Source organism: Actinomadura livida, from assembly GCF_014648675.1.
GTDB classification, from domain to species: domain Bacteria; phylum Actinomycetota; class Actinomycetes; order Streptosporangiales; family Streptosporangiaceae; genus Spirillospora; species Spirillospora livida.
In genome coordinates this window covers 49062-61376 of the sequence record NZ_BMRO01000016.1, presented here as the reverse complement: position 1 = coordinate 61376, position 12315 = coordinate 49062, and the positions used below count along the sequence as shown (strand labels likewise).

The window sequence follows — 12315 nt, the reverse complement described above, 5'->3', positions numbered from 1 at the left end:
GCCCGTGAAGCATGACTTCGACGTGCTCGTCGTCGGGTCCGGGTTCGGCGGCAGCGTGTCGGCGCTGCGGCTGACCGAGAAGGGCTACCGGGTCGGGGTGATCGAGGCGGGGCGCCGTTTCGACACGAACCCGTCCGGTGCGCCCGGGTCCAGGTACCCGGAACTGCCGAAGACGAACTGGCGCGTCGCGCGCTACCTGTGGGCGCCGGCGTTCGGCCTCACCGGCATCCAGCGGATGCACCTCATCCGCGGGGCCAAGGCCAGCCGGGTGATGGTGCTGGCGGGTGCGGGCGTCGGCGGAGGGTCGCTGAACTACGCCAACACCCTCTACGTTCCGCCGGGGCCGTTCTTCAAGGACCGGCAGTGGGCGCACATCACCGACTGGCAGGACGAGCTCGCGCCCTACTACGAGCAGGCCAAGCGGATGCTGGGCGTCGTCCAGAACACCACGACGACCGCGGCCGACGAGGTCATGAAGAAGGTCGCCGACCGGATGGGCGTCGGTGACACCTTCGTCAAGACCCCCGTCGGCGTCTACTTCGGCCGCGGGGCAGGGATCGAGAGCGCCGACCCGTACTTCGGCGGGACGGGACCGCGCCGCCGCGGCTGCATGGAGTGCGGCGAGTGCATGGTGGGCTGCCGCCACGGCGCGAAGAACATGCTCACGGAGAACTACCTCTACCTGGCCGAGAAGGCGGGCGCCCGGGTGATGCCGCTCAGCCGCGTCACCACGGTCAGGCCCCTGGCGGACGGGGGATACGAGGTCGAGATCGTCCGGACCGGCTCGTTCGGCCGCAACCGCAAGACGTTCACCACCGGGCAGGTCGTCTTCGCCGCGGGCACGTACGGCACGCAGAAGCTGCTGCACAAGCTCAAGTCGACCGGCGTGCTTCCGCGCCTGTCCGACCGGCTCGGGGCGCTGACCCGCACCAACTCCGAGGCGATCCTCGGCGGCGGGCGCCGCAACGGGCGGCCCGGCCCGGACTTCTCCCAGGGTGTCGCGATCACGTCCTCGTTCCACCCGGCCCCGGACACGCACATCGAACCGGTGCGCTACGGCCGGGGCTCGAACCTCCTCGCCCTGCTGCAGACCCTCCTGGTGGACGGCGACCGGCCGGGGGAGAAGCACACGCCACGCGTCCTGAAGTTCGCGCGGGAGGTCGTCCGCCGCCCCCGTGACCTGGTGCAGCTGCTCGACCTGCGGCGCTGGTCCGAGCGGACGGTGATCGCGCTGGTCATGCAGACCCGCGACAACTCGATCACCCTGCGCCCGAAGAAGGGCCCGTTCGGCTGGGACGTCCGCGCGGAGGCCGGGCACGGCGAGCCCAACCCGACGTGGATCCCCAAGGGCCACGAGGCGACGCGCCTGATCGCCGAGGAGATCGAGGGGATGCCCGGCGGCGCCTGGGGCGACCTGTTCGACATCCCGCTGACCGCGCACTTCCTCGGCGGCTGCGCCATCGGCGACTCGCCCGAGACCGGCGTCATCGACGCCTACCACCGCGTCTACGGGCACCCCGGGCTGCACGTCGTGGACGGCTCCGCGGTCTCCGCCAACCTGGGCGTCAACCCGTCCCTGACCATCACCGCCCAGGCCGAGCGGGCGATGTCGTTCTGGCCGAACCACGCCGAGGACGACCCGCGCCCCGCGCTGGGCGACCCGTACCGCCGCGTGGTGCCCGTACCGCCGAAGAAGCCGGCCGTGCCCGCCGACGCCCCCGCCGCACTCCGGCTCCCGATCGTCGAGATCACCTGACATCCCGCCCTCCTCGATTCGACCCTCCGGATTCTCGAACCCGCTGAGAAGCCGGAACAGCAAAACCCGAACCTGTGGATAACCCGGCGCTCACGGCGCCGGCCGCGGGCCTGTGCGATGGACGGCGATCGACCGCCCGGCTCGGTTGGACGCCCGCGCTGGGTTTCGTCCCTTCGGGTTCTCGAGTCCGGGGAGCCGGGCCAAGGATTCTTGAGCCTGGCCACGGGGTGGGGCGGCGTAGCGTGGGGTGGGTGGATGTTGAGGGTGTGGTCGGGTGGGTTTTGGGGGAGTTGCGGGGGCTGGGGGATCCGGGGCGGGCCGTTAATGAGCGGCGGTATCTGAAGAGCGACTTCGTGCATTTCGGCGTGCCGGTGCCCGCGGTGCGGAAAGTGGCCGTTTCGGCGGTGCGGGGTGAGGTCGCGCGGGGCGAAGTGCTTGCGCTGGCTGAGGGGCTCTGGAGCGTTACGGAGGATGGGCGGCCCGTCCATGAGGCTCGGGTGGCGGCCATTGAAGTGCTCGTCAAGCGGGTGGCGTTGCTGGAGCCCGGTGATCTGGTGGTGGCCGAGCGGTTCGTCCGGGACTCGGCCAGCTGGGTCTATGTGGACAACCTCGCGGAGAAGGCCGTCGGCAAGCTGGTCATCCGGTACCCGGAACTGGGGGCGGTGCTCGACGCGTGGGTCGGCGACCCCTACATGTGGATACGGCGCACCGCGATGCTGGCTCTGCTTGCGGGAGTGCGGGTCGGGGAACCCGATCTGGCGAGGATCGGCCGGTTCGGGGACGCGTTGATAGGCGAGCGTGAGTTCTTCATCCGCAAGGCCCTTGGGTGGGTGCTAAGGGAGTTGTCCAAGAAGAACGCGGCCTGGGTGACGGGGTGGGTGGAAGCCCGCGTCGGGGTCATCTCGGGTGTGACGATCCGGGAGGCCGTCCGGCACCTTCCCGAAGAGGACGCCGGACGGCTCCTGGCGGCTCAGCGGCGGTAGGCCGCCCACACCTTGTGCATACGGGCGCCCTGGCCGGCGGTGAAGGACGTCATGCACGTGTCGTAGCTGTAGTCCATGTAGTTGTGCACCGGGTCGGCGCCTGGGGAGGGGCAGGTGTCCTTGCCGGTCGGGCAGCCGTTCGTGGGGTCGCGCTCGGCCGGGGTGTCCGCGACCCGGTCGCCTTCGCCGAGGCAGCCGTCCTGGAAGGTGTGGTAGAGCCCGAGCCAGTGGCCGACCTCGTGCGTGGCGCTGAATCCCTTGTTGTAGTTGGTGATGTGGCCGTCCGGCATGCTGCCGTAGTGGATCGTGACACCGTCCATCGTGGGCTCGGACGCGTACTTCCATGGGAACGTCGACCAGCCGAGCAGATCCCCGCCGATGTTGGCGCTGTAGAGGTTCAGCGTGGCCTTATCGCCCTTGCGCAGCTTCGGCTTGTACGTCGCCTCGTAGCGTTCGGGGTCATTGAACCAGGCCGCGTTGTCCGTGCGGGTCACGTCGCTGAGGCGGAAGGAGACCTGCGTGTCCGCGCCGCCGTTCCGCCCACCGTAGGAGTCGTTCAGCGTCTCGATCTGGCTCTGCACCATCGCGTCGGACAGGTTGCCCTTGGCGCCGTTGTGCAGCACGTGAAAGTGGACCGGAATGCTGATCTGCTGCTTGGCGCGGAGGTTCTCACCGGTCGGCTCGTCGGCCGGGCCCAAGCCCAGCGAACGCAGTATCCGGTTGAGGCGCTGCTCGACGGTCGCGGCCTCCGCGGGCGTCAGCTCGCTTCGGTCCCCAGCGTGCCCTCCCGGGCGCCGCAGCCGCGCGTCGGCGTGCTCGTGCGCGTGCGTGCAATCGTCCAGCCGTGCGGTCTCGTGGGACGCGCCGGCCGCCGGCACGGGCGAGGGCGGTGCGGCCAGGGCGGGGACGAGCGCGGCGATCAGGGCGGCGGCTGCGAGCAACTTCACGGCACTCCTATGGAGGACGTCGCGGACGGGAGCCATGCGAACACAGGGCGTCATCAAGAGGTATCAGAGTGGCGCCGAGGTGGGAGTGTGGTCCGGGTAAATGGAAGCTGACCGTTATCGGTCGATTGCCCAACGTGACCGACGGGTGAGGTGCGCAGCGGCGCAGCCTCCGGCTCCCCGTAGACTGGAGAGACCCTTCCGGCCGTGCGAAAGGCTTTGTTGGTGGCCGCAGACCAGTCCTTTGACACCGTTCTCGTCGTCGACTTCGGCGCGCAGTACGCGCAGCTCATAGCGAGGCGTGTCCGCGAGTGCCATGTCTACAGCGAGATCGTGCCGTCCACCATGCCGGCGGAGGAGATGCTCGCCAGGCGCCCGAAAGCGATCATCCTGTCGGGCGGCCCTGCGTCGGTGTACGCGGAGGGTGCGCCGATAGCGCCGGAAGGGCTGTTCGACCTGGGGGTGCCCACGTTCGGCATCTGCTACGGCCACCAGGTGATGGCCCAGGCCCTGGGCGGGACGGTCGAGAACTCCGATGTCGCCGAGTACGGCGGCACCACCGTGACCGTGTCCTCACCCGGCATGCTGTTCGCGGGCCTGCCGCATGAGCAGGCGGTGTGGATGTCGCACCGTGACTACGTCAGCCGCGCCCCGGCCGGCTTCACCGTCACGGCCTCCACCGACGTGACCCCTGTCGCGGGCATGGAAGACCTTGAGCGCGGCTTCTTCGGTGTCCAGTTCCACCCGGAGGTCATGCACACCGAGCAGGGGATGGAGCTCCTGCGGCGCTTCCTGTACGAGGGCGCCGGTTGCCGTCCGAACTGGACGATGGTGAACATCGCGGACGAGTCGATCGCGGCCGTCCGGGAGCAGGTGGGGCACAAGCGGGCGATCTGCGCGCTGTCCGGCGGCGTGGACTCGGCCGTCGCCGCCGCGCTCGTCCAGCGCGCCATCGGCGACCAGCTGACCTGCGTGTTCGTCGACCACGGGCTGCTGCGCAAGGGTGAGCCGGAGCAGGTCGAGAAGGACTTCGTCGCCGTCACCGGCGTGAACCTGCACGTCGTGGAGGCGCAGGACCGCTTCCTCGCCGCCCTCGACGGCGTCACCGACCCCGAGGAGAAGCGCAAGATCATCGGCCGGGAGTTCATCCGGGTGTTCGAGGAGGCGGCCCGCGAGATCGTCGCGGGAACCTCTGGGGCGACCCCCCAGGACGGCTCGCCGGAGGCGGACGAACCCGTCGAGTTCCTCGTCCAGGGCACCCTCTACCCGGACGTCGTCGAGTCTGGGGGCGGCACGGGTGCGGCCAACATCAAGTCACACCACAACGTGGGCGGCCTCCCCGATGACCTCCAGTTCAAGCTCATCGAGCCCCTGCGGAGCCTGTTCAAGGACGAGGTCCGCGCACTCGGCGAACAGCTCGGCCTGCCGTCCGAGATCGTGTGGCGCCAGCCGTTCCCCGGCCCTGGCCTCGGTATCCGCATCATCGGCGCCGTCACCCGCGACCGCTTGGACATCCTCCGCGACGCGGACGCCATCGCACGCGAAGAGCTGACGAACGCCGGGCTCGACCGCGACATCTGGCAGTTCCCCGTGGTCCTGTTGGCGGACGTCCGTTCGGTGGGCGTGCAGGGTGACGGACGCACCTACGGCCACCCCATCGTGCTGCGTCCCGTCACCAGTGAGGACGCCATGACCGCCGACTGGGCACGGCTTCCCTACGAGGTGCTGCAGCGGATCTCCACGCGCATCACGAACGAGGTCCGCGAGATCAACCGGGTCACCGTGGACATCACGTCCAAGCCGCCCGGCACCATCGAATGGGAGTGACCCCGGCCTGGTCATGACCTCGCCCAACACAACGTGAGGCCCGGGTGCGAACCGCACCCGGGCCTCACGTATGCGGCGGAGTCAGACGGTGGCGGGGGCCAGCGCGGCCTCGGCCTCCAGGGTCGCGGCCGTCGCGTTGACGACCGCGGCGATCCGCAGGGCCTCCTGCACCGGCTCGCGGGACAGGCCGGCCTCCCGGACGACCTTCTCGTGGGACTCCAGGCACCGCCCGCAGCCGTTGATCGCGGAGACGGCCAGGCACCACAGCTCGAAGTCGACCTTGTCCACGCCGGGCTTCCCGATGATCGACATCCGGAGCTTGGCGGGCAGCGTGGCGTACGTCTCGTCCCCGATCAGGTGGGTGGCGCGGTAGTACACGTTGTTCATCGCCATGATCGACGCGGCGCCCTTGGCCGCCTCGAACGCCTCGGCGGACAGGTAGTCGCCGGCCTCCTCGGCCAGCTCGCGGATGACGGTGGCGCTCCGCGTGGTGAAGGCGCAGGCCAGCACCGTCCCCCAGAGCTGCTGGTCGGTGAGCTGCGAGGTGGACGTCAGCGAGCCCAGGTTGAGCTTGGTGTCCTTGGCGTAGGCGGGAAGGGCGCCCTTCAGGGCGTCAACGCTCATGATCATGTGTCCTTTCCTGCGGACGGCCGGCCGCGCGCGGCGGCCGGCCGCGGCGCCGGGCGGTCACCGCGGTGCGGCCGCCGCCCGGCGGATGGGGAGGGAACGTTCCAAGCGCGTGGCGACGCGGTGCGTCACACCCCGGCCAGCAGCTTGGTGGCGTCGAGGGTCTCCTCGCCCTTGTTCCAGTTGCAGGGGCACAGCTCGTCGCTCTGGAGGGCGTCCAGGACCCGCAGGACCTCCTTGACGTTCCGGCCGACGGAACCGGCGGTCACCATGGCGAACTGGATCTCGTTGTTGGGGTCGACGATGAACGTCGCCCGCTGCGCCACGCCGTCCCTGGTGAGGATGCCGATCTCGGACGACAGCTCGCGGTTGAGGTCCGCCATCATCGGGAACGGGATGTCGCGAAGGTCCGGGTGGTCCTTGCGCCAGGCGAAGTGCACGAACTCGTTGTCGACGGACGCGCCCAGCACCTGGGCGTCGCGGTCGGCGAAGTCCTCGTTGAGGCGGCCGAACTCGGCGATCTCGGTCGGACAGACGAAAGTGAAGTCCTTCGGCCAGAAGAACACCACGCGCCACTTGCCCTCGTAGGACTTGTGGTTGATCGTCTCGAACGCGTTGTCCGGGTCCAGCGAGACGCAGGCGGTGAGCTCGTACTCGGGGAACTGGTCACCGACAGTAAGCACGCATGCTCCTTCGTCACGAGAAATGGGTCGCCTCCGCACGGAGGCGCGGGAGGGCCGCGGGTCTTCCACCTCGGCGGCCGATGTCACTCAGCGTGCCGCAGCGTCGTTGAGAAGAGAAATCGATGTATCGCAATCGATTGATAGATGTCGCTTATCAATAGATAGTAGAACCCGCTGACCAGCGACGATGGGAGACTTCTTGGGTGGCGTCCCCTCGTAGGGTAGATGTAAATCACATCGACCCGCCCAAAACAGGCATCACCCTCCGTGGTGGGCAAGTGTAGAGGGCCCCCTGCCTCGTCCGGCAAGAAAGGCGTTCGCCTGCCGGGGGGACGTCACTGGGGCGCGCGGACAAAGACCTCGAGCAGGAGCCGGGCGCCGCTCTGCATAATTCGCGCGCCGGTCAAAGAAGGTGAGGTGACCGATATGAGACAGCCTTCGCGGGTGCCGCACTTTTCCATCTCGGCGGGTGGATGTACCACGCGCACGCCATTCTGTGTCGTGAGCCAGCGCATGGTGGCCGTGACGCTTTCGGCGACGTCGCATTTCCCGGTGCCCGGGCACAGGTCGTACGTCACCGTGAGTTCGCCCGCGGCGACCTTGTCCGTGGACCGCTCCTGGCCAGGGGGCTTCGTCAGTGCCTGGTAGGCGTCCCTGGCGGCCCGGTCGCGGTCCGCGTCGCCTCGCAGCTTGAACGCCGACACCGCGACGGCCGCGGTCAGGGCGAGCGCCACCGCGCCGGCCACCGCGATGAGGACGAGGCGTCCGCGCCGCCGCCGAGGGCGGGGCGGCGTGGGGCCGGGGGCAGAGGCGGGCGCCGGGCCGGGCTGCTGCACGTGATCGTCCACGGGCCGACCCTATTGCCCAGGGGGCGGAGACATTCACTGTGGGGAATGCCACCCCGCTATGACCTGTGTTTTGTCACTGTGTGTGATTGAACCTCGGTACTATTCCGGCCGGGATGGCGATCAACAGACCGACGGTTGCGCAGTTGCGGGCGTTCTCCGCGCTCGCGGAGCATCTGCATTTCCGGGATGCGGCCGCCGCGTTGCGGATGAGCCAGCCCGCGCTGTCGGCGGCGGTGGCCGCGCTGGAGGAGAGCCTGGGCACGCGGCTGGTCGAGCGGACGACGCGGAGAGTGCTGCTGACGCCCGCGGGGGAGCGCGTCGCGCGGCGGGCGGAGGTCGTCCTGGCGGAACTCGACCGGCTGGTGGACGACGTCAGGGCCGTCCAAGGGCCGCTTGTGGGGCAGCTCCGGGTGGGTGTGATCCCGACTGTCGCGCCCTATTTGCTGCCTGTCGTGCTGCCTAGGGTCGCCAAGGAGTTCCCGTCCCTGGAGCTCTCGGTGCGCGAGGAGAAGACCGGGCACATCGTCGCGGAATTGCTCGCAGGGCGCCTGGACGTGGTGCTGCTGGCGCTGCCCGTGGCCACGGCCGGCGTGACGGAACTCGTCCTGTACGACGAGGACTTCGCGCTCGTCGCTCCCGCGGGCTTCCAGGTCGAAGACGAGGTCTCGCGGGAGGCGTTGAACGACCTGGACGTGATCCTGCTGAACGAGGGGCACTGCCTACGGGATCAAGCCCTGGACGTTTGTCGTGACGTTGGGGCGCGCGCCGCCGCCACCTATGCGACGAGCCTTGCCACGCTCGTCCAGCTCGTGGCGGGCGGTCTGGGAGTGACGCTCGTACCGGAGACCGCGTTGGAGGTGGAGACGCGCCGGGCGCCGGATCTGCGCGTGCACCGGTTCGCTGCTCCGGCGCCGTTCCGCAGGATAGGGCTCGGGTTCCGGTCGACGTCCCCGCGCGCGCACGAGTTCGAGGTACTGGCCGCGAGCATCCGTGAGGCGGTCGCCGACTCGGGAGTGGCGCCGGGCGTGCGGACCGCCTAGGACCGCCCCGGACGGACGGTCAGCGGACCGTAAACGCGTACCCAGGCGAGGTCAAGTCTGGGTCAGTGGACGGCCTTGCAATAGCGATGCGTGTTCATGTGGTGGCGCCGCGTCACCATGCTCGTGGGGCGAGGAGGAGGCCCCATGTCCCCGAAGCTCAGCGTCGTCGTGCCGTTCTGCAACACCGAGGAGTTCTTGCGGGAGTGCCTGGAGTCGCTGGCCGGTCAGACGCTGCGCGACCTTGAGGTCATCTTGGTGGACGACGGGTCCACCGACAACGGCGCCGTGATCGCGAAGGAGATGTGCGCCCGGGACACGCGGTTCCGGCTGGTGACGCGGGACAACGAAGGCCCCGGTTCGGCGCGCAACGCGGGTGTTCGGCAGGTGCGGGGGGAGTACCTCACGTTCGCCGACGCCGACGACGTGGTCGACCGCGAAGCCTACGCGCGGCTGGTCGGCTCCCTGGAGCGGACGGGGTCCGACATCGCGGCGGGGAACGTCATGCGGATGGAGGACGACCGCAAATGGCAGTCGCCTCTCCACGAAGGTGTGTTCACCGAGTCCAGCTCCAAGACGCACGTGTCGGCCAAGCCGGTGCTCATGCGCGACAGGACGTCGTGGAACAAGGTGTACCGGTGTGACTTCTGGGAGCGCGCGGGCCTCGAGTTCCCGACAGGCTTCTACGAGGACCCGCCCGTCACCGTGCGTGCACATGCGCTGGCCCGCTCCGTGGACGTCCTGAAGGACACCGTCTACTACTGGCGTAAGCGACCGGGCTCCATCACCGAGGACCGCTACGACCGGGAGAACATCACCCAGCGTCTGGCGTCCGCGCGTGTACTGCGTGACGCCCTGGCCGGCTACGCGCCCAACCTCCTGCACGCCTACGACGAGCACGCCCTGGTGGACATCGAGCTCCACACCCTGTTCGAGGCACTGCCGAGGACGCAGGAGGCCCATCGCGAGGAACTCGTCACGATGGGCGCGGAACTGGCGCAGCACATCAGTCAGCGGGTGCTGAAGAGGCTTCCCGCCATGACGCGCCTCCAGGTGCACCTCCTCGGCCGCGGGATGCTGCCCGAGCTGCTGGAAGTGATGCGTTACGCGCATCTCCGGAAACCGGTGGACGCGCCTAGGGTGCGGCGGGGCATGCGGCACCGCTGGTACGCGGAGTTCCCGTACTTCGAGGACGAGGAGCGTGCCGTCCCGCTGCACGTGTACGACGTGACCGACGAGCTGAGGCCGGTGGCCGCGATCGACCGGGCCGCGTGGGTGGACGGGCGGCTCCGCATCGAGGGGCATGCCTACATCCGGCACCTGGACTCCTCGACCGAGGACGGTTCGCGGATCCGGGTGTGGCTGGTGGCGGCGAACCGGTGCGGGCTCCTGCGGCTGCCGGTGACGCGGGTCCGCAGGCCGGACGTGACCGCGCGGTCGCGGCAGTCGGCGGTCTCCTACGACTGGTCCGGGTTCGTCGCGGACATCGACCCGGCGTCGCTGAAGGTGCTCGGGCGCTGGCGGGACGTCGACTGGGTGCCGTGCGTCGAGATCGTCAACCGGGGGCTGCGGCGCAGGGCGACGTTCGCGAACCCGCGGCTCACCGGCCGCCAGTGGCCGGACGACCGGGAGTGCGCGCCCGGCGTGCTCGTCCAGGGCGTGGCGGGCAGGCACCGGTTCGTGGTGCAGGTGCGGCGGACGCCCGCGGCCGTCGTCGGCGGCCATCTGGAGCGCGGCGAGCTGTGCCTGGACGGCTGGAGCCGCACCCCGCTCGGCGACGAGCCGAGTGTCGCCGCGGTGCCGCGGACGGGGCGCGGCACGGTCACCGGGCGGATCGAGCCGGCCGGGACCGGCGCGTTCCGGGCCAGGCTGCCGGTCGGCGGGCTGGCCAGGCGCCCCGGCGACTGGGACGTCACCCTCCCGGGCGAGGTCAAGCCGTACCTGGACGAGGACCCGGCAGGGACCGCGTTCCCCATTCCGGGCGGGGAGGTGGAACTCGCCAGGACGCGGCGCAGCACGCTCCGTCTGGTCGTCCGTGGAAGGACGCTGGCCGTGGACGAGGTGTCCTGGTCGCCCGATGGCGCCCTCCACCTGGCGGGGTCGTGCACAGAAGCGGCGGGGCGGCCCGACACGGTGATGCTGAGGCGGCGACGGTCGTCCGAGGAGCACGCGGTCAAGCTGCACTGGGAAGGCGACCGGTTCACGGCGTCGTTCTCCCCTGCGCGTATGCGGGTGCTCGGCCTGTCTCGTCCCCTCATCGCCGGTCGCTGGGAAGTCCTCGTGGTCCTCGCGGGGCAGGAACAACCGGTCGTCATCCGGCGCCACACCCTCCGCGAACTGCCCGAGCCGTTCGAGGCCGGTCTGCACAGGATCACGGTCGTCACCCACAAGACCGACCGGTTGCAACTGCGCATAGAGACCGCCCTGGACGATGACGAGCGCGGAGCCTACGCGCAGAGCCGCATACGGTCCGGGCACTACCGCCGCCACCTCAACCTGCCCGTGCGTGACCTGGCGGTGTTCGACGCCTACCGGGGGCGCCAGTACTCGTGCAACCCGCGCGGCATCTTCGACGAGCTCCGGCGGCGCGAAACCGACCTGGAGTGCGTGTGGATCACGCAGAACGGCCAGTTCGGCCGTCCTTCGGGTGCACGGACCGTCCTGGCCGGTACGCGGGAGTACTACGAGGCGCTGGCCCGCGCGCGCTACATCTTCGGCAACTGGTCGCAGAAGGAGTGGTTCGCCAAGCGTGACGACCAGATCTATGTGCAGTGCTGGCATGGGACGCCGCTGAAGAAGATCGGATACGACGTCAAGGAGATGCCGTACAAGCGTCCCCAGGGCCGCGACTGGATGGACTACGACGTCGCCCACTGGGACCTGCTCCTCACACAGAACGCGTTCTCCATCCCGCTGTTCCGGCGCGCGTTCCGCTATGACGGGCCGGTCTTCGAGAGCGGCTATCCGCGCAACGACATCCTGAACAGCCCGCACCGCGAGGAGATCGCGGCGGCCGTGCGGCGGCGGCTCGGCATCCCCGAGGGCAAGCGGGTCGTGCTGTACGCGCCGACGTGGCGGGACGACGCGGGCTACGCGGTCGGCAGGCGCTCGTTCCGCCTGGAGTTCGACATAGACCGGTTCAGGGCCGCGCTGGGGCACGACCACGTCCTCCTGCTGCGCACCCACTACCTCGTCACCGACCGCCCGAAGCTCCGGCCGGGCGACTGCGTGATGGACGTGTCCTTCTATCCCGACATCTCCGAACTGTTCCTCATCAGCGACGTGCTGGTCACGGACTACTCGTCGTCCATGTTCGACTTCGCCGTCACCGGCCGCCCGATGGTGTTCTTCACCTACGACCTGGAGCGCTACCGCGACCACGTGCGCGGTTTCTACTTCGACTTCGACGCGGAGGCCCCCGGGCCGCTCCTGAGCACCTCGCGCGAGGTCGTCGAGGCCCTGCGCGAGCCCGCCGCGCTCGACGCGGGGTTCCGGGACGCGCGCGCGTCCTTCGCCGCCCGGTACTGCCCGCACGACGACGGCCACGCCGCCTCCCGTGTGCTCGACCGGGTCCTCCAGCCCGCCCACTGACACCCCACCACCGACCACC

General features: G+C 69.7%; 9 protein-coding genes. 5 read left to right on the top strand and 4 right to left on the bottom strand.

Annotation, left to right across the window (positions count from 1 at the left end):
- The first annotated feature begins 4 nt into the window (after positions 1-4).
- Positions 5-1756, top strand: coding sequence for a GMC oxidoreductase (locus IEZ03_RS30800; protein WP_184889053.1), 1752 nt, complete (start codon positions 5-7; stop codon positions 1754-1756).
- Between the two features lie 251 nt (positions 1757-2007).
- Entirely contained in the window at positions 2008-2739 is a 732-nt protein-coding gene (locus IEZ03_RS30795) for a DNA alkylation repair protein (protein WP_184889051.1), read from the top strand.
- Here the strand turns inward: IEZ03_RS30795 and IEZ03_RS30790 are convergent.
- On the bottom strand, positions 2727-3686 hold the full coding sequence (locus tag IEZ03_RS30790; protein WP_229808690.1) for a zinc metalloprotease: 960 nt from the start codon (positions 3684-3686) through the stop codon (positions 2727-2729). The two genes, IEZ03_RS30795 and IEZ03_RS30790, sit on opposite strands and share 13 nt — an antisense overlap.
- Positions 3687-3902: 216 nt before the next feature.
- Between IEZ03_RS30790 and guaA the strand changes: the two genes are divergently transcribed.
- Complete coding sequence (guaA, locus tag IEZ03_RS30785) at positions 3903-5510, top strand: glutamine-hydrolyzing GMP synthase (RefSeq protein ID WP_184890945.1); 1608 nt, start codon at positions 3903-3905, stop codon at positions 5508-5510.
- Positions 5511-5591: 81 nt separating this feature from the next.
- Here the strand turns inward: guaA and ahpD are convergent, their stop codons facing one another.
- The 3 genes from ahpD to IEZ03_RS30770 all read right to left on the bottom strand — a co-directional run bounded on the left by ahpD (position 5592) and on the right by IEZ03_RS30770 (position 7668).
- Positions 5592-6134, bottom strand: a complete 543-nt coding sequence (gene ahpD / locus IEZ03_RS30780) for an alkylhydroperoxidase, AhpD family (protein WP_184889047.1) — start codon at positions 6132-6134, stop codon at positions 5592-5594.
- Between the two features lie 131 nt (positions 6135-6265).
- Complete coding sequence (locus tag IEZ03_RS30775) at positions 6266-6820, bottom strand: peroxiredoxin (RefSeq protein ID WP_184889045.1); 555 nt, start codon at positions 6818-6820, stop codon at positions 6266-6268.
- Between the two features lie 335 nt (positions 6821-7155).
- Complete coding sequence (locus IEZ03_RS30770; protein WP_184889043.1) at positions 7156-7668, bottom strand: hypothetical protein; 513 nt, start codon at positions 7666-7668, stop codon at positions 7156-7158.
- 113 nt (positions 7669-7781) lie between these two features.
- On the opposite strand from IEZ03_RS30770, the gene IEZ03_RS30765 reads away from it, so the two are divergent.
- Both IEZ03_RS30765 and IEZ03_RS30760 read left to right on the top strand, forming a co-directional pair.
- On the top strand, positions 7782-8708 hold the full coding sequence (locus IEZ03_RS30765) for a hydrogen peroxide-inducible genes activator (RefSeq protein WP_132049266.1): 927 nt from the start codon (positions 7782-7784) through the stop codon (positions 8706-8708).
- 144 nt (positions 8709-8852) lie between these two features.
- On the top strand, positions 8853-12296 hold the full coding sequence (locus IEZ03_RS30760) for a bifunctional glycosyltransferase/CDP-glycerol:glycerophosphate glycerophosphotransferase (RefSeq protein WP_184889041.1): 3444 nt from the start codon (positions 8853-8855) through the stop codon (positions 12294-12296).
- The last annotated feature ends 19 nt before the right edge of the window (positions 12297-12315 follow it).

Bases quoted from the DNA above. Each gene is read 5' to 3' on its own strand.
- ahpD (WP_184889047.1), bottom strand. From the start codon at position 6,134: ATGAGCGTTGACGCCCTGAAGGGCGCCCTTCCCGCCTACGCCAAGGAC.
- IEZ03_RS30765 (WP_132049266.1), top strand. From the start codon at position 7,782: ATGGCGATCAACAGACCGACGGTTGCGCAGTTGCGGGCGTTCTCCGCG.
- IEZ03_RS30760 (WP_184889041.1), top strand. From the start codon at position 8,853: ATGTCCCCGAAGCTCAGCGTCGTCGTGCCGTTCTGCAACACCGAGGAG.